Origin of the sequence: Pseudoalteromonas lipolytica (assembly GCF_001306915.1) — a bacterium.
In the GTDB taxonomy this organism is placed as follows: domain Bacteria; phylum Pseudomonadota; class Gammaproteobacteria; order Enterobacterales; family Alteromonadaceae; genus Pseudoalteromonas; species Pseudoalteromonas simplex.
The window spans coordinates 206,564-224,758 of record NZ_LJTC01000007.1 but is presented as its reverse complement, the minus strand read 5'-3'; the positions used below and the strand labels follow the sequence as shown (position 1 = coordinate 224,758).

Here is an 18,195-nt window from a genome sequence, read left to right as displayed (position 1 = left end):
GATATTATCTAATCATATTCTTCTAGGGGTATTTCATGACCTTAAAAAATAACTCTGGTGCAAAGCTTTGGCAACAAGCAAAAAAAATTATCCCTGGAGGTAATCAGCTATTATCAAAGCGCGCTGAAATGTTTCTCCCGGAGCAATGGCCTGCTTACTATAAAAAATCAAAAGGTTGTGAAGTTTGGGATTTAGACAACAATCATTACTACGATTTTTCCATTATGGGTATAGGTACGAGTTCTCTTGGTTATGCTAATGATGAGGTTAATGACGCTGTTATTTCTGCTATTCAAGATGGTTCAATGAGTAGTTTAAATTGTTATGAAGAGGTTGAGCTTGCAAGACAATTGATTGACTTGCATCCTTGGTCAGGGGCTGTTCGCTTCACTCGTACTGGCGGAGAGTCTTGTACGTTAGCAATTCGAATTGCCCGCGCTTTTAGTAAGAAAGAAACTGTCGCATTTTGCGGTTACCACGGTTGGCATGATTGGTATTTAGCAACAAATATTAGTGATAGTGAAAATTTAGATGAGCAACTTTTACCAGGACTTAAACCAGCAGGTGTGCCAAAGCAGTTGCACAATACCGCTATTCCATTTAAGGAAGGTGATATTGAAGGTTTTAAAGCTATAGTTGAAAAGCACCGTGACAGATTAGGTGTCGTAATGATGGAAGTATTCAGGCACGGTGAACCAAATGTTGAATTTTTAAAAGAAGTTAAAGCAATTGCACATGAAAATAATATAGTGGTTGTTTTCGACGAAATTTCTTCAGGATTTAGATTAAATACAGGTGCATCACACCTCTTAACAGAGGTAGAACCAGATATTTGTGTACTAGGTAAAGCGCTTGGTAATGGGCACCCAATTGGGGCAATTATAGGTCGTTCAGAAGTCATGGATGCTGCACAGCAATCTTTTATTAGTAGCTCTTACTGGACAGAAAGAGTTGGTTTTGTCGCGGCGCTTAAAACGTTGGAAATTTTTAAGCGTGACGATGTACCTCAAAAACTAAATGAAATTGGTAACAAACTCAAAAGGCAAATATTAGATGCTTCTAGCAAAGCTGGCTTTGATTTAAAAATTATTGGCATTGATAGCGTACCAATTTTTATTTTTCCAACTGATCAAGCCTTGGCACTTAAAACTTTGTTTACTCAGGAAATGCTTAAAAGAGGCTTTTTAGCCAGTAATGTAATTTATCTTTCTATTGCCCATAGTGAAGAGGTTTGTGAAAAGTATATTTCTGCTATTACTGACGTTTTTAAGCTATTGCAAAATGCGCTTGATAGTAACCAAGATATTGCCAGCTTAATAGATGGACCTGTGTGCCATAGTGGTTTTCAAAGGTTAAATTAGATGGCTAAAGTAATAGCATTCATACAAGCTCGTATGGGGTCTTCAAGACTACCAAACAAGGTTCTTAAAGAGATAAATGGTAGGCCTGTGATCGTTCATGTTGTTGAGCGGCTAAAAAAGGCTTCTTGTATAGATGATATTGTTTTACTTACATCGACTAATCAAGAAAACGATGAATTATGCCTTGTTGCTAAAGAGCATAAGATTAAATACTTTAGAGGACCTGAAGAGAACGTTTTACAAAGGTTTCAGCTCGCGACAGAGCAGTATCCTTGTGAGTTCGTGATGCGAATTACAGGTGATACACCCTTCGTAGAGGCTGAAATTTGTGATCGCTTGTGTTTTAAGGTAATTGATGAACATGCTCAGTATGGCTTTTTAAGTGAAATGTTTGCAGAAGGGGTTGACTGTGAAGTTGTAGAAACTAGCGCACTAAAAGGGCTTGCGTTACAAACACTAAGACCCTCTGAATTAGAGCATGTCACCTTGCATTTTTATGAAAACAAAGAACAGCAATATCAAGTTATTGAAATGAGTAATGACACTGATGATAGTCATTATCGGTTTACTCTAGATACACAAGAAGATTGGCAAGTTATAAATGCGCTAGCTGATGCGCATGATGATACTCTCAATGTGACTTATAAACAGATAAAAGAATTTTTAGACGATCATCCTGAAATAAAAGCCATAAATGCTCAAGTAATTCGTAATGAGGGGCTTTTAATTTCTCTTAAACATGAACAACAAGGTAGAGAATAATATGAAAATTAATGGAAAAAAAATTGACTCTACTAGTCCTTGTTACATTATTGCAGAAATGTCGGCCAACCATGGTGGGAGTTTAGAAAAAGCAAAGGAAATAATAAGAGAAGCCAAAAAATCGGGGGCTGATGCGATTAAGTTACAGACCTATACCGCAGACACAATCACACTTGACAGTGATAAACCAGATTTCTGCTTACCTAGTGATAATCCGTGGCAATCACATGTTTCATTGCATTCTTTATATCAAAAAGCGTATACGCCTTGGGAGTGGCATAAAGAATTATTTGCTGAAGCAAAACGTTGTGATATTGATATTTTTTCTTCTCCCTTTGACTTTTCTGCCGTTGATCTTTTAGAAGAGCTAGGTTCACCTGTTTACAAAATAGCCTCTCCCGAAATTACCGATATTCCCCTTTTAAAATATGTTGCTAAAACTGGAAAACCAGTAATTTTGTCAACCGGGATAGCGGATCTTGAAGATATTCAGCTTGCTGTTGAAGTGTTGAGGGACAGTGGTTGTAAAGACCTTGCGATTTTAAAGTGTACTACAGCTTACCCTACGCCTTTAGAAGAGTGTAATTTAGCGACAATTGCAGATATAAAGGATCGCTTTAATTGCCTTGCAGGGCTTTCTGATCATACGCAAGGAATAATCTCTCCTGTTGTGAGTGTAACTCTTGGGGCTAAAATCATCGAAAAGCACTTCATTTTAGATAAAAGTGATGATTCAGTAGATGCCTTTTTCTCGTTAGATAAAAATGAATTTAGTCAATTGGTATGTGCTGTAAGAGATGCTGAGAAGGCGCTTGGTAATGTTGATTATTCAATAACTAAGTCAGCACAAAAGAATATTTTAGCTCGACGTTCTTTGTACTTTGCTAAACCACTTGATGAAGGTGATGTTATTACTGCTGATGACATAAAGTCTGTAAGGCCAGGGTTTGGGCTTCATACTAAATATTTCGATCAAGTTATTGGTAAACAAATTAGTAGAAAAGTCGAAATTGGTGACCGTGTAAGCTTAGATGTATTAGATGGTATCGGTGATTAGTTATGAAAACATGTGTTGTTGTTGGTGGTGGCGTCTGTGGCCTCACCGCGAGTATATTACTAAAAAAAAGATATGATCGAGTTTTGTTGGTTGAGCAAGGTACTGCAGTCGGAGGGTTGCTAAGTTCAGTCAAGGATGACAAAGGTAATATTTATGACCAAGGAACTCATATTCCAGTTACAACTGGAATACAGGAAGTGGATGATATTCTCTTTAACTTTGAGAATAATGAAATACAGTGGCATCAATTTCAACGCCTTGAAACAGGAAACTATTTCGCTGGTTCTTGGGACTTAGAAACACAAACTATTGATGCCAGAAAGTTAAATAAAGATGTTTATCATATAGGTATTGGTGAGTTTTTATCTTCTGTTCTGCCAAGTTCTGCAATAGATATAGAAACATATTTGGAAGAAACTCTAGGACCAACGTTTTATGAAAACTTGGCAAAGCCAGTTATTAGTAAGCTGTACGGTAAGGATGTCGATAAGAAACGTTTATCAACAAACACTAGTATCAATTACTTTGGTGCTAACCGGATAAAAGCATTTGATGAAAATTTAACGAAAATACTTAAACAACACCCAGAAATAGATAAAAAGTTAGGTTTTCATAATAGCAGCGACTACGACACATATTTGAAAGCGCAAAACTCATCAATGCCATCTTATTTTTATCCTAATACTGATGGCGTTCAGTTATGGATATCAGAGCTCGTGAATAAAGCACAGGCTTTAGGCGTTGAAATTATCACTAACACTCAGGTAAAAAAAATATCTGAATCAAATGGTAAAATCGATTCTGTAGAACTAAGTAACAGTGATGTAATTAAAACAGAGCTTGTTTTCTGGAGTGCACCTCCTGTTTTTGCATTACATGCGGGAGAACTACCAATTCATAGTTATCGTCCTACATTTAGAACAGCGTATATTTTGCATGCAACATTTGATAAGCCTCTTACAAATGATAAATCTCACTATTTATGGAACTGGGACCCGAGCTCTGAAATTTTCAGAATTACGCTTTATGATAATTTACGAACTGAGAAAAGCTACTCTGTATCTGCTGAGGTGCTTAGAGATAAAAGTGAAGCAGAGTTTACTTTAAGTGAAGGGATTAACGACTTGCGGAGCATGGGGTTGATTGCTGATGGTGCTTCATTACAAAGTGGCTTTGTTCAACAAATTGAAAATACTTTTCCCGTACCTACAAATGAATTTGCAGAATCGACCGCCGTTAATTATCAGACACTAACCTCAGCATATAGCAATATACTCGTTTCTGGCCGCTTTAGTGGACGTTGTTGGCTTTTACATGACGTACTCAGATTTGCATATGAAGACATCATTAACTATGCAAAGTAACGTAAAGTTTATTTTTTATTGCAACGCATCGAAAAGTGCTGGTTTAGGGCATTTATCAAGATGTTTGAACATTGCCAGACAAATAAGTGTTCTATCGAATAATCCTAAAGTCTTTTTTTATGGTAACTATGACTTGTTTGCTGAGCAAAAAATTAGTTATTACTCTTTTAAAGTACTAAAGGAATTGAGTGATGCTGAAAACACAACTATTATTTGTGATAGCTACGATTTTTCTCAACAACATCTGCTCAATTTAAAGCGTGCGGGCTTTAAGTTATGTGTTATTGATGACTTTAATCAATACAACTTTGATTTTATTAACCTTCTTATTAATTTTCGTTTGAATGCTGATTCATTTTATCAAACTACTAATCCTAGCTGCTTAGGTGTGAATTATTTTTCATTTTCACCAGAACTAGTTGCTTTAAGGGAAGAAAAAATAGCATTACCATGTAAAAATGAAATTGAAAAAGTGCTTATTTTTATAGGGGGTTACGACGCTTTTGGTGTTGGTGTAAAAGTTATTGCGGCTTTGGACCAAGTTTTTACTGGTATCGACTTTACTCTTATAGATAAACAAAAGCCGCAACTCAATGTTGAAAATAATAAGGTAGAAATAGTTGGGTTTACTGAAGATATTTCGAGTTACTTTGCTGATAGTGATTTAATCATTAGTGGTGGAGGGTTAGCTAAATATGAAGCTGGATTTTGTTTAATACCTAATTGTTCTATTTCACAAACACGCGAACAACATCAAGATACTTTAGAATTAGTCAAAAGTAATTTAACTTACGATTTAGGTCTGGCTGAAAATGCAAGTGTTGATAAGTTAACTCAAGGGATAGCCCGTTTCATCAAGCAAAAAACAAAGCAAGTAAATTCATTTATTGAAACTTATAATACTTATTCAACACGAAACTTAGCACTTGAAATTATGAAGGTTTGAAATGAACGAATTTGAATCGAAACAAGCTGAATGGGATTCAATAGCAAATGCAAGTGCTGACTTTAAAGAGCAGGTTGGACGCCCATTCGATGATAGTGCTTGGCTTGCACTGAGTGCAGATGTACTAAGTAAGCTTGAGTTAAACTCAGCCTCTAAAGGTAATGTTTTGGATGTAGGCTGTGGTAATGGTTTGTTGCTCTCTAAGATAGCTAATAATTTTAACGAATTAGTGGGGGTTGATTACTCTGAGTCTATGGTAGACAAAGCAAAAATGTTGTTGCCAGATGGAGCATTCACTCAGTCAGAAGCAAATAGCTTAAAATTCAAGAATAATTATTTTGATAGAGTGCTTTGCTACAGTATTTTTCACTACTTCCCTTCATATGACTATGCTCTAGAAGTGGTATTAGAAATGATTCGAGTCACAAAGCCTGGCGGCTTAATTCTATTAGGTGATATTCTTGATGCGAACTTTGAGTCAGAAATTAAAGGGAATAGTGACTTAGAATATGAAAAAACGATACCTCTGATTCATCGTTATTCGCAGTGGCGCTTTTATAACTTTAAAAAATTAATCGATGATTTAGCAGCATATACAACAAAGGTAGAAGTATTGACTCAGCCAGAAACTTTCGTGCTTGCTACATACCGAAAGGATATTAGAATTTGGGTTTAGTCGAGTTAGAAAAAGAGTTAGCGGGTTACTTTGTTCGAAATCATGCCATCTTAACCCGCTCAGGCAGTTTTGCAATTATCACAGCTCTTAAGTGCGCAGGTTTAGAGCAAGGTAGTAAGGTAGTTATGCCTGCAAGTTGTTGTCCTATCGTTTTATTCTCTATGCAAATGGCTGGTTATTCAGTTGTACTAGCTGATGTTTCACTAAGCTCTCTTTCTATGGAAGTTGAACAAATTGAATCAGTAATGGATGATGATATTTCGGCCATTCTTGCTGTTCATGGGTATGGCCACTTTTGCGCAATTGATGAAATTGCTGATTATGCTAAGCGAAAAGGCGTCATTTTAATTGAAGATGCTTGCCTTGCGTATGGCGGAAAATTTAAAGGTCGTCCAATAGGGAGCTTTGGTGATTTCTCAGTAATTAGTTTTGGCTATGATAAGCCTATTAGCCAAAACTATGGTGGAGCATTAATGACAAATTGTCAGGCTTTTGCTGACAAGGCTAGAGGCTTCTTAGATGATAATAAAATGGCTCAATTTTCTGATCTTATCCAAATAACTCATGTATTAGAAGGTTTAAAAAAGCTAGATAAATTAACAGCCATCAGAAAGTCGAACATTGCTTTTATAGAGCAAACTGTTTCTAATGAAAAATTTAAAAGGCTTACATACAATCCTGAATTAACGTATTGGCGATATCCTTTATTTATTGAAAATAGAGAGCGGTTTTTAAATGCAGCAAAGCAACAAAACATATTATTCACTAGCCACTACCGTTCTTTAGGTCTTCTGCAAACTCAAGGTCATTACCCGAATGCGGAAGAAATCGGAAATAAAATTGTAAATTTGTTTGTTCAGCCTGCTACGCCTAAAACTCAATTAACTAACATGGTGAGATTTATAAATGACTACAGGTCAGAGTGAAAGCCTAAAAAGTTATTATCAAGGTTTATATGCCAAGTTTGGTAATAGTCATCAATCTGTTCAGCATGTTTCTAAAGAAGCTCAAAATGTTAGGTTTAAAATCTTTCTTGAGCAAATATCAAACAAAAGTCGGGTTGTTGATCTAGGTTGCGGACTTGGAGATATGTTGGCATTTTTTCGTGATAATGGGTTTACAGGGGATTATCTGGGTTTAGACTTTGTCCCAGAGTTTATTCATTCTGCCGAAAAAAAATTTTCGGACGATAGAAAGTCTAAATTTAAACTGTTTGATATTCACAGTGATGCTATGCCTCTTGGCTATGATCACGTTTTAATCAGTGGTGTTTTTAATAACAAAACAACTGATAATTTTTCGTTTATGAAAAGCGCTCTTACTAAAAGTTTTGCAGCATGTGAAAAGTCCGTTATTTTTAATGCGTTATCAACTTATGTAGAGTATGAAGATCCTACTTTATTTTATATAGATCCCCTGGTTATTTTTGACATGTGCAAGCAAGAAATGACCCCTTATGTGAATTTAAAACATGACTATGTCACAAAAATTGGTGGGTATCCTTACGAGTTTACTTTGAGCCTATACAAAGAGAGCTTCAGTGTATGATTTTAAGTGTAATGCAGCCGACTTATTTACCATGGCTAGGTTACTTTGCATTGATACAAAGCGCAGACAAGTTTGTATTTCTTGATGATGTAAAATTAGAGAAAAGTGACTGGCATATCAGAAATAGGATTAAGGCTAAAAACCAGCCTTTAATGCTCAGTTGCCATGTATCAACTCCTAATGGGAGATCAGCTGCCACTATTGAAAACACGCCATTTGTAAAAGAAACCGTGTGGAAAAAAAAGCATCTAAAAAGTATTTATGAAAACTATAATAAAACGGACTATTTTGAAGAGCTATTCCCAGTTCTTTCATCGGTATTTGAAAAAGATAAATTAAATACTGTAGCTGAGTTTAATATAGCTCTTATTAAGGCTCTGATGGATTACATTGGTATTAACACGCCAACTTTCATATCTTCAAAACTATCTAACGTTGAAGGTGTAAAAGATAGTCGATTAGTTTCCTTGTGTAACATATTGGATTGTGACGTTTATCTGTCGCCGATAGGGGCGAAAGATTATATTGAAGAATTTACCCCTGGTGGGCAATTGGTAAAAAACAACATAGATGTTTACTATCAAAATTTTGAGCACCCGGAGTATCTTCAAAGAAATGGTAATTTTGAGTCGCATTTAAGCGTGATTGATTGTTTGTTTAATATCGGCCCCAGCAAGGCTAATGAGCTGATAAAATGCTCAACAAAGAAGGCGCATCACTACGCTGATTTCTACTAACCGAGTTGCCACTTGGCAGGGTTGATAAATTTTTCGTCTTCGATAGAAAGCTCGTTATAAAAAACATTGGGTTCTAACTTGCTTTCTAACGCCTGTAAAATTTCTTCAAGCTGAGCTTCATTGTTCACACCCACAACAACTTTATCAATTAGTTCAATACCAACAACGTAATTAATAGCCAATGCCAAAGGAGTTACATTTAAGTGTTTAGCAATTAAATGAAACTGCTCAAGAGAATGTTTTATAGGATTAAAATACTCAGGCCACTCACCTTCAGACATTAATAGTAAGCCTTGCAAAAAAGCTGAGCGAGTGTGTACTTCAACCTTATTATTTTTAAAATTTTGCAATAAATCTGCTGTTAAAAAACGTTGATCAAATATATTTACCGGTAACTGAACTAAATCAATTTTCTCTAAAATAGGCTGACTAACTTGATTTGGAGAGTAAACAGATAAGCCTATTTTGGCTACTTTATTGTTAGTTTTAATGTTGTATAAAATCTCCAAAAGGCTTGGGTATTTCTTTAAATCATCAGCGTTATGTAATAGAAGCCCATAAATAGCGTTTAAATTTAAGTCGGCAAGTGTGCGTTTAAGGCAAGAGTGAACCCACTCTTCTTCATTACATGAAATAGGTAAAGGCTTTACTTTACTCACGATATTGAAATCATTAATAGTGCAATTGCCTAAAACAGCTTCAGCATCACCGTAGGCAGCAGCAGTATCAATTGTATTTAATGAAGCACTTTTTGCGAGCCTTAAAATTCGCTTAACTTCCTCGGTTCGGGTTTTCCCTGCGCGATTACTGACACCGTAATTCAAGCCAAATTGCACTGTACCTAGAGCAAGCTTCATACTAAACCAATCAATGTATTGATAACGAATTGCTGCTCGCCTGCTGTTATAGCAGGATGCAGAGGAATAGTAACAGCCTGTTTGTAGTAGGTTTCTGCATTAGGGAAATCACCGTCAGAAAAGCCTAAAGCTTGATAATAAGGTTGTAAATGGATAGGTATATAATGCAAGTGAGCAATAATTCCTTGCTCGCGCATGCCTGTAATGACTGACTTGTGTTTTTCTTCATCACACTGTGTTAAACGAACAATATATAAATGGTAGCTAGAGTAACACTCATTCGATTGTGTTAAATGAGCTACCGTTGAGTTTGCAAATGCATGGTTATATGTTGTTGCAATGTCGTTTCGCACTGATACAAAGTTGTCTAGCTGCTTTAACTGACTTAGTCCTAAAGCGGCTTGCATATCAGTCATTCTATAATTAAAACCAAGCTCTAACTGTTGATAATACCAAGGGCCGTGACTTGGCTCGTTCATTTCTTCAGGAATATTAGTAATACCATGACTTCGCAAGCGGCTCATTTTTTTGTTGAGCTCAGCGCAGTTGGTAACCGCCATCCCCCCTTCAGCAGATGTAATTATCTTGACTGGATGAAAGCTAAACACAGTAATATCTGAATAAGCACAGCTGCCAACAGGCTTATCTTTGTACTTGGCGCCAATAGCATGCGAGGCATCTTCAATAACCTTAAAACCATACTTTTTGGCAAGTGCATTGATTGCTGCCATATCGCATGACTGACCAGCTAGATGAACAGGTATCACGACTTTAGGGAGTTGCTGGTTTTGTTTGGCTAACGTTAGTTTTTCTTGAAGCGCTGCAACAGACATATTGCCTGTTTCAAGGTCGATATCAACAAAATCGATGTCTGCGCCACAATAAAGGGCGCAGTTACTCGAGGCGACAAAGGAGATTGGCGACGTCCATACAATGTCGCCTTTACCTACGCCTAAAGCTAGGCAAGCAATATGTAACGCTGAAGTCGCACTGTTAGTAGCACAGGCATAGTGAGCACCACAATATTCTGCAATAGCATTTTCAAATGCCGGAACAGCAGGTCCTTGCGTTAGCCAGTCAGACTTTAATACATCAATTACGGCGTTGATGTCATCCTCTGAAATACTTTGTTTGCCGTAAGGAATTACCTTATTCGTCATAATGCAGTATTACAGTAACGCTTGGACATTGAAGTTTTTAATTTCTTCAATGCTCATATAATCAGGGTTATCAAGTGAGTTATACTCGAAACCTTGAGCAACTTTTTTGCCTTTTTCGCCAATCGCATTAACTGTAAAATCGTTACTGCGGCTACTAAATTTTATGCCAGGTGCGATAACAAAATGATCGCTATATTCATAAGTTTCAAAACACAAATCTGCAGGACACATAACTTCGTGTAACTTTTCACCTGGGCGAATACCGATTATTTTAATTGGTAAGTCAGGTGCCATGGCTTTGGCAAGATCAGTAATACGAATTGAAGGGATCTTTGGAACGAAAATTTCACCACCTAACATACGCTCAAAGTTAGTTAATACAAAATCAACACCTTGTTGCAGGCTAATCCAAAAGCGAGTCATTTCTTCATGAGTAATTGGTATATGGTCACGGCCTTGCTCGATAAACTTTTGGAAAATAGGCACTACAGAGCCACGTGAACACACGACGTTACCGTACCTTACTACAGAAAAGGTCGTTTTATGGCCGCCTGCAATATTGTTGGCAGCAACAAATAATTTGTCTGATGCAAGTTTAGTCGCACCATATAAATTGATTGGGTTTGCTGCTTTATCAGTTGACAGTGCAATTACTTTTTCTACGTTGTTATCAAGGGCAGCATCAATAACGTTTTCAGCCCCATTTATATTGGTTTTGATACACTCCATTGGGTTGTATTCAGCGGCGGGTACTTGTTTTAATGCTGCAGCGTGAATCACATAGTTTACGCCACGCATGGCACGACGAAGTCTTTCTTTATCGCGTACATCACCAATGAAGTATCGCATACACGGTTGGTCAAACTCTTGCTGCATTTCAAACTGCTTTAGTTCGTCCCGTGAGAAGATAATGATCTTCTTAGGTTTATAGCGTTCTAGTAGCGTTTTGACGTATTTTTTGCCGAATGAACCAGTACCACCGGTAATTAAAATCGTTTTATTGTCGAACATAGCGTTACCTAAGTTATTTATCATTGGCGTAGTTATTTATAAAAGTGAAGTACGCAAAGTGAGAATTTTGACACAGTTCTCAGTAATTTAACTATTAACTAATACACTAGCAAGTCAGATGCCAAGTTAATTTATCTAAACCATGGTACAAAGTACAAAATTTGGCAAATTAAGCTATAATTTGAGCAATCGGTTTGTCGGAGGCCGCTATGAAAATTCAATCACCCAACACCGGGTTTTTAAACCAAACTCAGCAAACAAGTAATAAGCTTGCTGAGCAACTAGCGTCAGGTAAAAAAGTAAACTCAGCGGCAGATGATGCCGCTGCACTGCAAATTATTGATAGATTAACATCACAGCAAGATGGCTACAGTCAAGCAATTAATAATGCGTACGATGGCATTTCTTACTCGCAAGTAACAGAGTCAAATCTATCTGGTGTAAATGATGCCGTTTCTCGCATTCGAGAGCTGTCTATTCAAGCGGGTAATGGTGCGCTCACAGACAGTGATAGGGCTGTACTTCAAGAAGAAGTGTCGCAATTACAAACGCAAATATCAGAAACGTTTGAAAATGCGACATTCGGTGGTAAACCTTTATTTGATGGTGAGCAAGTGTCGTTTCAAGTTGGTCCTGATGCCAACACCACACAATCAGTGACGCCATCTGATGGCAGTATTGCTTCAGTTATTGCAGGAATCGATATTTCAACCCAAGCAGGAGCTCAAGCTGCGATTGATATTAGCGACCAAGCAGCTGAGGAAATTAACACCCAAAGAGCTGAGCTAGGCGCTTTTCAAAACACCTTGGCGAGTACGATAAAAGGTTTAGGCAATCAGCGAGAGAATCTTGCTGCGAGCCAAAGCCGAATAGAAGATACTGACTATGCAAAAGCTGTGTCTGATCAAGTAGCTAATGATATTTTATCGCAAGCATCGATTGCCTTACGTGGTCAGGCAAATCGTTCAGCCGAATCTATATTAGGTTTACTTTAATTCTTTAGTATTAAATTTTAGTGCTAAGTGACTATTTTTTGGCGTTGATGTCAATAAATTGCCGCTTAGCGCTTGCATCCCTCCTAAACTCGCTTACAATTTAGAAATTAACTAACCTCGTGGTAACTGTGGTTCGCCAATAATGATCTTAATTTTAGACAATAATAATAATCGTGCGATAGGTTTACATGCAGCACTTACCTTCATTGGTGAAACTGCACAATTAGTTGATGAGACTACATTACAGTCTTTTTGTGAAAAACATCAACAGCAAGAATGTATGGTCATTCTTGGTGCTTTACAGCAGCTAAATCACGAGGCTGTGATCAAACAGTTTCCTGCCATTCCGTTTTTATTAATTGGTGAAACACTCAAACCGTTACTAAGCATTGCAAATGTAGTTGGTTTAATTTGTGAGCCATTTAACCATGATGTAACTACTCAGCTATTGCATGATTGTCAGCAATATCAGCGCATGCTACCGGGTGACCATAAACAAGCTAAATCTAACAAATCATTTGATGGTTTAGTAGGTGAAACCGAAGCTGTTAAAGATGTGCGCTTTTTAATTGAGCAAGTAGCAAAAACCGATGCAAATGTACTGATCTTAGGTGAGTCAGGCACAGGTAAAGAAGTTGTTGCACGTAACGTTCATTTACTCTCTAAACGCAATACCGGGCCATTTGTGCCGGTAAACTGTGGTGCTATCCCTGGTGAACTACTTGAAAGTGAGCTGTTCGGCCATGAAAAGGGCGCGTTTACGGGCGCTATTTCTGCGCGAAAGGGGCGTTTTGAATTAGCGCAAGGCGGCACGTTGTTTCTAGATGAAATTGGTGATATGCCTTTGCAAATGCAGGTTAAACTACTGCGTGTGTTGCAAGAGCGTAGCTATGAGCGAGTAGGGGGTACTAAGCCTATTCAAGCTGATGTACGAATTATTGCTGCGACTCACCGTAATCTTGAAGAAATGATTGAACAGGGCGACTTCCGTGAAGACCTTTTTTATCGTTTAAACGTGTTTCCAATTGAAAACCCTTCGCTAAGTGAGCGTGCCGACGACATTCCTCTGCTTCTAAAAGAGCTAATGCGTCGTGTGAACGAGCAAAGTGGCACAACGGCCAAATTCACTGAGCGTGCGATTCAAAGCTTAAAAGAGCATGCGTGGCCGGGGAATATTCGTGAGCTTGCTAACTTAGTTGAGCGCATGGTAATCATGTTTCCAGATAAAGTGGTTGATGTGCCAGACCTTCCAGCTAAATATCGTTATATTGAAGTTGAGGCTTATGAGCCTGAGTACCCAGAAGAGTTGATGGAGCGAGATGCTTTCAACGATATTTTCAGTACCGGCTTTAGTGATTACGATGATGAAGAACCTGAAGTACCAGCAACAACGGTTGACTCAAGTTTACTCCCTGATGAAGGAATTGAGCTCAAAGAATACCTAGCTGAGCTAGAAATCAGCTTAATCAGCCAAGCATTAGAGCGCTACGATGATTTAGTAGCCCTTGCATCACAGCTTGTTGGTCAATTAGCTCACTACCATAAAGCAAAGATAGCTTTTCTAACTCTTGATGACAGGCAAGTAAATTTCCTTCAGTGGCATCAATTAAGCTTTGTTTCGCGTTGTTATGAAGGTTTAAGTTTAAACGGTAGCATTGCTCATCTAACCAGCGGCTCAGGTGATTACCTGTTAATGGGTAACAAGGAACAAATGAGAAACCAAGCCCTTTCTTTTAATATTTAAAGCGCAATATTCCTTTAACCTATTTGTGAATCAGGCTCTTAATACTTTTACCACCAAGGTAATCGAGGTGCTGCGCGCTACACCGAGTAGCCTAGAGCCTAAAATTTAACATCTTTATTTTTACCTCATAAGCGCAGCGTCTCTTAGCCTCTTTGTGAATAAGTTACTTAATTAGCTTTTTACCTCCGGAGGCTGCTTGCAGCACCGAGAAGATAGAAGCCAAGCTTAGCCCATATCACCTAATAACTATCAATAATCTCTTGTTTTCTAAAACAATCATTACTGTGGTCGTTAACCATGCCACAGGCTTGCATATGCGCATACACAGTGGTTGGGCCTAAAAATTTAAAGCCACGCTTTTTTAAATCTTTGGCAAATGCTGTTGAGGCTTCAGTAATAGCCGGGTAGTCCGCTAATTTATCGAGGTCGTTTACCAGTGGCTTACCACCCACAAACTGCCATTGGTAGTCTGAGAAACTGCCAAACTCCTTTTGAATTTCAATAAAACGCTGCGCGTTATTGATAGTGGCAGCGATTTTAGCGCGATTACGAATAATACCTTCAAACTGCATTAATCGTTCGACGTCGTCTTCGGTCATTTTAGCAACCTCTTCGACAACAAAGTTTTTGAAGGCACTGCGATAGCCATCACGCTTTTTAAGTATGGTATACCAACTCAGTCCCGCTTGTGCTGACTCTAAGGTTATAAATTCAAATAAGCGGTGATCATCATATAGTGGCACCCCCCATTCTTGGTCATGATAGGCCACATAATCTTCTTTGCTGGTATCGAGCCATGGGCAACGGCAATGGTGTTCTTTTTGCATTATTCCCTCGAGATTGTCATTTTTTTGTCAGTGTTGTTTTGTCTTTAATTTATTGAAATAAAACAAAAATAAATTTGGTACGGATTGTGCATTTAGCTAAGTAGACACGATTTTTTGAGTATCGATTATGGCCTTAGCAAATGTCCTAAAACCACAATTTATCACAGCCAAACAATATAACCCATGCTTACAACAAGAAGAGTATGTGGGTGAATTGAGTGAGCTGCGCCAACAAGCCAGTTGGTTAGGTCATTTGGTTGATACCATGCCTGCAGGTGTGGTGGTTTTAGATGGCCGAGGCATGATCGCAAAAGCCAATCAAATTGCCATTGATATGCTAGGTGAACCCCTTGAAGGTGAAAAGTGGTTTAGCGTAATTCAACGCTCATTTCGACCACAGCAAGACGATGGACATGAAGTATCACTTAAGGATGGCCGTTTAATAAAGCTTGATATTACTGCGCTTGCTCCAGAGCCAGGGCAGTTAATTTTAATGACAGATTTAACTGAAACCAGGCGCTTACAAAAGCGAGTAGCACATATGCAGCGCTTAAGTGCGCTTGGCAAAATGGTCGCTTCGCTTGCTCATCAAGTCAGAACACCGTTATCTGCGGCCATGCTTTATGCTGCAAATTTAGGCTCAAAGCGATTGCCAGAAAGCTCGCGTGGCAACTTTCATACGAAGCTAATGTCGCGTTTAAAAGATTTAGAAACCCAAGTGAACGATATGCTGTTATTTGCCAAAAGTGGTGAGCAACAAGTGGTCGAAAGCGTTTCAATGCAACAGTTACTTAATGAAGTAAAAGCCGGTGCTGATGCTATGGTTGCACAAAATAACAGTGAACTTAGCGTGAACTTGCCTGAGCCAGATATTGAAATTATGGGTAATAAAACTGCTCTGGCGAGTGCTATTCAAAACCTGATCCACAATAGTATTCAAATTATTGGCTCTGAGGCTGTGGTAACCCTGAGTGCCGAACGTGACGAAACTAGCGAAAACTGTGTTCGTATCAGTGTCAGTGATAATGGCCCAGGTGTTGATTTACGTCATGCCAACAAATTATTCGAACCTTTTTACACTACCAAAAGCCAAGGCACGGGGCTTGGACTTGCAGTTGTAAGTTCAGTAGCCAATGCGCACCAAGGACGGGTTGAAGTGACTAATAATGCTCATGGGGGAGCATGTTTTAGTTTGATCTTGCCAATTAGTGCAGAACCAATCTCAGCGGAGGCAAAATGAATACTAACTCTATTTTAGTCGTTGAAGACGACGCAGGCTTACGAGAAGCACTGATTGATACCCTTGAAATGTCGGGTATTGATTGCGTTGCTGCAGATAGCGCTGAACAAGCGATGATCTTGCTTAAGCAAAATAGCTATTCATTGGTTGTTAGTGATGTGCAAATGGGCGCCATGAGTGGCCTTGACCTATTACGTAGCATTAAACTTAATTATCCTGAGCTGCCGGTATTAATGATGACAGCCTATGCCACCATTGATGATGCTGTAGAAGCAATGCGTTTAGGTGCGATTGATTACATGGCAAAACCGTTTGCTCCAGAAGTGCTCCTTAACATGGTGAGTCGTTATCTACCTGAAAAGGAAAAAGAAACCGATGGCCCAATCGTTGCCGATCCATCGAGTATTAAGCTATTAGAGCTCGCGAGCAAAGTTGCCCGCTCAGATGCCAGTGTCATGGTACTCGGCCCAAGTGGCTCAGGTAAAGAAGTCTTGGCTCGTTTTATCCATGATAAATCAAATCGTAGCGATGCCCCCTTTGTGGCTATTAACTGCGCGGCTATTCCTGAAAACATGCTTGAAGCAACCTTATTCGGTTACGAAAAAGGGGCGTTTACCGGCGCTATTCAAGCATGTCCGGGTAAGTTTGAACAAGCTCAAGGTGGCACCATCTTACTTGATGAAATAACTGAGATGGATTTAGGCTTACAAGCAAAATTACTGCGTGTACTTCAAGAGCGCGAAGTAGAGCGCTTAGGCGGTCGTAAAACCATAGAGCTTGATGTTCGCGTACTTGCTACAAGTAACCGAGATTTGAAAGAAGCGGTGAGCGAAAATCTATTTAGGGAAGATTTATATTATCGCTTAAATGTATTCCCGCTAATGTGGAAACCATTAGCCGAGCGTCCTGGTGACATTGTTGTGTTGGCTGAGCATCTAATTGAGCGTCATTGCCTGAAAAGTAAAGAACCTATCGCTCAACTAAGTGAGGGTGCGAAACAAAAGCTGCTATCGCATGCTTGGCCAGGTAACGTACGAGAGCTCGATAACGTTATTCAACGGGCGTTGATATTATGCGATGGTAATAGTATTCATCAAGATGATGTCTTTATTGAAGAGTTGCTTACGGCGGATATCAAGCCAGTCGCTACGCCACCACACAACGCACCAGTTTATCAAGAACAGCCTGTTGAAGTTAATCTAGATACCGTACCGCAAGTGAGTGAGCAGGGTAATTATAAAGACGAGCTGAAAGACAAAGAGCATCGTATTATTTTAGAAACCTTAGCGCGCTGTAATGGTAAGCGTAAAGAGGTTGCAGAAACCTTAGGTATCAGTCCGCGCACGTTACGTTATAAACTGGCGCAAATGCGAGACTTGGGTATCGCCTTACCTGCATAAACTCCTTTCAAAAAGTTAGTCAAACAAGCTCGCATTTTTGTGAGCTTGTTTGCTGTCAAAACTCTGACAAGTAAATTTATTGTTTTAAGTTGTTGAAAATATTCATTTTATTTTGTGGCACGGTTTGTGCTTTATCAGTGCATAAGTAAACTGCATTGTCAGAGAGTATTATGAAAGTTCAAAACAGCGCATTATTTCAAGAAATGCAATCTATGGCTTCAGAAGTTGGTCGTAGTAACTCAATTAATAATTTACCAACACAAACTCAGCCAACTTCATCGGCACAGTTTGGTGATTTACTTACCAATGCACTTGATACAGTGAATGGCTTACAACAAGAAGCAAAACAAAAGGTAACCGCGCTTGAAATGGGCGATCGCAGTGTTTCACTTGCGGACGTAATGATTGCTTCGCAAAAGTCATCAGTTGCCTTTGAAGCGACGGTACAGGTTCGCAATAAACTTGTTGAAGCTTATAAAGAAATTATGAACATGCCTGTGTAACTAGGTA

General features: G+C 38.7%; 17 protein-coding genes and 2 pseudogenes. 14 read left to right on the top strand and 5 right to left on the bottom strand.

Going from position 1 to position 18,195, the window contains the following annotated elements; genetic code table 11:
- Positions 1–35: 35 nt before the first annotated feature.
- The 9 genes from AOG27_RS12205 to AOG27_RS12165 are packed head-to-tail and all read left to right on the top strand — an operon-like array spanning position 36 to position 8,451.
- Complete coding sequence (locus AOG27_RS12205; RefSeq protein WP_054553291.1) at positions 36–1,361, top strand: aminotransferase class III-fold pyridoxal phosphate-dependent enzyme; 1,326 nt, start codon at positions 36–38, stop codon at positions 1,359–1,361.
- Positions 1,362–2,123, top strand: a complete 762-nt coding sequence (locus tag AOG27_RS12200) for a cytidylyltransferase domain-containing protein (protein WP_054553290.1) — start codon at positions 1,362–1,364, stop codon at positions 2,121–2,123.
- A gap of 1 nt (position 2,124) precedes the next feature.
- Complete coding sequence (gene pseI / locus AOG27_RS12195; protein WP_054553289.1) at positions 2,125–3,180, top strand: pseudaminic acid synthase; 1,056 nt, start codon at positions 2,125–2,127, stop codon at positions 3,178–3,180.
- Between the two features lie 2 nt (positions 3,181–3,182).
- Entirely contained in the window at positions 3,183–4,544 is a 1,362-nt protein-coding gene (locus tag AOG27_RS12190; RefSeq protein WP_054553288.1) for an NAD(P)-binding protein, read from the top strand.
- On the top strand, positions 4,516–5,490 hold the full coding sequence (locus tag AOG27_RS12185) for a glycosyl transferase (protein WP_152967143.1): 975 nt from the start codon (positions 4,516–4,518) through the stop codon (positions 5,488–5,490). The genes AOG27_RS12190 and AOG27_RS12185 overlap by 29 nt, the downstream gene beginning before the upstream one ends.
- A gap of 1 nt (position 5,491) precedes the next feature.
- Positions 5,492–6,166 (top strand): class I SAM-dependent methyltransferase, encoded by a 675-nt coding sequence (locus AOG27_RS12180; RefSeq protein ID WP_054553286.1) that lies wholly within the window; start codon positions 5,492–5,494, stop codon positions 6,164–6,166.
- A complete protein-coding gene (locus tag AOG27_RS12175) occupies positions 6,157–7,092 on the top strand; it encodes a DegT/DnrJ/EryC1/StrS family aminotransferase (protein ID WP_054553285.1) in 936 nt (311 codons plus the stop codon). The genes AOG27_RS12180 and AOG27_RS12175 overlap by 10 nt, the downstream gene beginning before the upstream one ends.
- Positions 7,073–7,714 (top strand): class I SAM-dependent methyltransferase, encoded by a 642-nt coding sequence (locus AOG27_RS12170; protein ID WP_082389263.1) that lies wholly within the window; start codon positions 7,073–7,075, stop codon positions 7,712–7,714. Before AOG27_RS12175 ends, AOG27_RS12170 begins: the two co-directional genes overlap by 20 nt.
- On the top strand, positions 7,711–8,451 hold the full coding sequence (locus AOG27_RS12165; RefSeq protein ID WP_054553284.1) for a WbqC family protein: 741 nt from the start codon (positions 7,711–7,713) through the stop codon (positions 8,449–8,451). Before AOG27_RS12170 ends, AOG27_RS12165 begins: the two co-directional genes overlap by 4 nt.
- On the opposite strand, the gene AOG27_RS12160 is transcribed toward AOG27_RS12165, so the two are convergent.
- Genes AOG27_RS12160 through pseB form a run of 3 tightly spaced genes read right to left on the bottom strand, consistent with a single transcriptional unit; the run spans position 8,448 to position 11,479 of the window.
- A complete protein-coding gene (locus AOG27_RS12160; protein WP_054553283.1) occupies positions 8,448–9,308 on the bottom strand; it encodes an aldo/keto reductase in 861 nt (286 codons plus the stop codon). The genes AOG27_RS12165 and AOG27_RS12160 overlap by 4 nt on opposite strands.
- Positions 9,305–10,468 carry a UDP-4-amino-4,6-dideoxy-N-acetyl-beta-L-altrosamine transaminase gene (gene pseC / locus AOG27_RS12155; protein WP_054553282.1) on the bottom strand — a complete coding sequence of 388 codons (1,164 nt, stop codon included), beginning with the start codon at positions 10,466–10,468 and terminating at the stop codon, positions 9,305–9,307. The genes AOG27_RS12160 and pseC overlap by 4 nt, the downstream gene beginning before the upstream one ends.
- Positions 10,469–10,477: 9 nt before the next feature.
- Positions 10,478–11,479 carry a UDP-N-acetylglucosamine 4,6-dehydratase (inverting) gene (gene pseB, locus AOG27_RS12150; protein ID WP_054553281.1) on the bottom strand — a complete coding sequence of 334 codons (1,002 nt, stop codon included), beginning with the start codon at positions 11,477–11,479 and terminating at the stop codon, positions 10,478–10,480.
- A gap of 209 nt (positions 11,480–11,688) precedes the next feature.
- On the opposite strand from pseB, the gene AOG27_RS12145 reads away from it, so the two are divergent.
- Together AOG27_RS12145 and AOG27_RS12140 are read left to right on the top strand one after the other, a co-directional pair.
- Entirely contained in the window at positions 11,689–12,474 is a 786-nt protein-coding gene (locus tag AOG27_RS12145) for a flagellin (RefSeq protein ID WP_054553280.1), read from the top strand.
- 142 nt (positions 12,475–12,616) lie between these two features.
- Positions 12,617–13,999 (top strand): annotated as a pseudogene (locus AOG27_RS12140) (sigma-54 dependent transcriptional regulator); the annotation flags it as partial.
- On the opposite strand, the pseudogene AOG27_RS21250 reads toward AOG27_RS12140, so the two are convergent.
- Positions 13,968–14,186, bottom strand: a pseudogene (locus AOG27_RS21250) (DNA polymerase III subunit delta); the annotation flags it as partial. The pseudogenes AOG27_RS12140 and AOG27_RS21250 overlap by 32 nt on opposite strands.
- 271 nt (positions 14,187–14,457) lie before the next feature.
- Entirely contained in the window at positions 14,458–15,045 is a 588-nt protein-coding gene (locus tag AOG27_RS12135; RefSeq protein WP_054553279.1) for a DNA-3-methyladenine glycosylase I, read from the bottom strand.
- Between the two features lie 127 nt (positions 15,046–15,172).
- Here AOG27_RS12135 and AOG27_RS12130 point away from each other — a divergent pair, with 127 nt between their 5' ends.
- The 3 genes from AOG27_RS12130 to fliE all read left to right on the top strand — a co-directional run bounded on the left by AOG27_RS12130 (position 15,173) and on the right by fliE (position 18,188).
- Complete coding sequence (locus AOG27_RS12130) at positions 15,173–16,285, top strand: sensor histidine kinase (protein WP_054553278.1); 1,113 nt, start codon at positions 15,173–15,175, stop codon at positions 16,283–16,285.
- Complete coding sequence (locus AOG27_RS12125) at positions 16,282–17,685, top strand: sigma-54-dependent transcriptional regulator (RefSeq protein ID WP_054553277.1); 1,404 nt, start codon at positions 16,282–16,284, stop codon at positions 17,683–17,685. The genes AOG27_RS12130 and AOG27_RS12125 overlap by 4 nt, the downstream gene beginning before the upstream one ends.
- Positions 17,686–17,855: 170 nt before the next feature.
- The gene (gene fliE / locus AOG27_RS12120; RefSeq protein ID WP_054553276.1) at positions 17,856–18,188 is read left to right on the top strand and encodes a flagellar hook-basal body complex protein FliE; all 333 of its coding nucleotides are present in this window, start codon (positions 17,856–17,858) and stop codon (positions 18,186–18,188) included.
- Positions 18,189–18,195: the final 7 nt, after the last annotated feature.

What these genes read in the sequence shown, in the direction of transcription:
- AOG27_RS12125 (WP_054553277.1), top strand. Translation starts at nt 16,282, where the DNA reads ATGAATACTAACTCTATTTTAGTCGTTGAAGACGACGCAGGCTTACGA.
- AOG27_RS12145 (WP_054553280.1), top strand. Translation starts at nt 11,689, where the DNA reads ATGAAAATTCAATCACCCAACACCGGGTTTTTAAACCAAACTCAGCAA.
- pseI (WP_054553289.1), top strand. Translation starts at nt 2,125, where the DNA reads ATGAAAATTAATGGAAAAAAAATTGACTCTACTAGTCCTTGTTACATT.
- AOG27_RS12160 (WP_054553283.1), bottom strand. Translation starts at nt 9,308, where the DNA reads ATGAAGCTTGCTCTAGGTACAGTGCAATTTGGCTTGAATTACGGTGTC.
- fliE (WP_054553276.1), top strand. Translation starts at nt 17,856, where the DNA reads ATGAAAGTTCAAAACAGCGCATTATTTCAAGAAATGCAATCTATGGCT.
- AOG27_RS12185 (WP_152967143.1), top strand. Translation starts at nt 4,516, where the DNA reads ATGAAGACATCATTAACTATGCAAAGTAACGTAAAGTTTATTTTTTAT.
- AOG27_RS12135 (WP_054553279.1), bottom strand. Translation starts at nt 15,045, where the DNA reads ATGCAAAAAGAACACCATTGCCGTTGCCCATGGCTCGATACCAGCAAA.
- AOG27_RS12130 (WP_054553278.1), top strand. Translation starts at nt 15,173, where the DNA reads ATGGCCTTAGCAAATGTCCTAAAACCACAATTTATCACAGCCAAACAA.
- AOG27_RS12180 (WP_054553286.1), top strand. Translation starts at nt 5,492, where the DNA reads ATGAACGAATTTGAATCGAAACAAGCTGAATGGGATTCAATAGCAAAT.
- AOG27_RS12170 (WP_082389263.1), top strand. Translation starts at nt 7,073, where the DNA reads ATGACTACAGGTCAGAGTGAAAGCCTAAAAAGTTATTATCAAGGTTTA.
- AOG27_RS12205 (WP_054553291.1), top strand. Translation starts at nt 36, where the DNA reads ATGACCTTAAAAAATAACTCTGGTGCAAAGCTTTGGCAACAAGCAAAA.
- AOG27_RS12165 (WP_054553284.1), top strand. Translation starts at nt 7,711, where the DNA reads ATGATTTTAAGTGTAATGCAGCCGACTTATTTACCATGGCTAGGTTAC.
- pseC (WP_054553282.1), bottom strand. Translation starts at nt 10,468, where the DNA reads ATGACGAATAAGGTAATTCCTTACGGCAAACAAAGTATTTCAGAGGAT.
- AOG27_RS12190 (WP_054553288.1), top strand. Translation starts at nt 3,183, where the DNA reads ATGAAAACATGTGTTGTTGTTGGTGGTGGCGTCTGTGGCCTCACCGCG.
- pseB (WP_054553281.1), bottom strand. Translation starts at nt 11,479, where the DNA reads ATGTTCGACAATAAAACGATTTTAATTACCGGTGGTACTGGTTCATTC.
- AOG27_RS12200 (WP_054553290.1), top strand. Translation starts at nt 1,362, where the DNA reads ATGGCTAAAGTAATAGCATTCATACAAGCTCGTATGGGGTCTTCAAGA.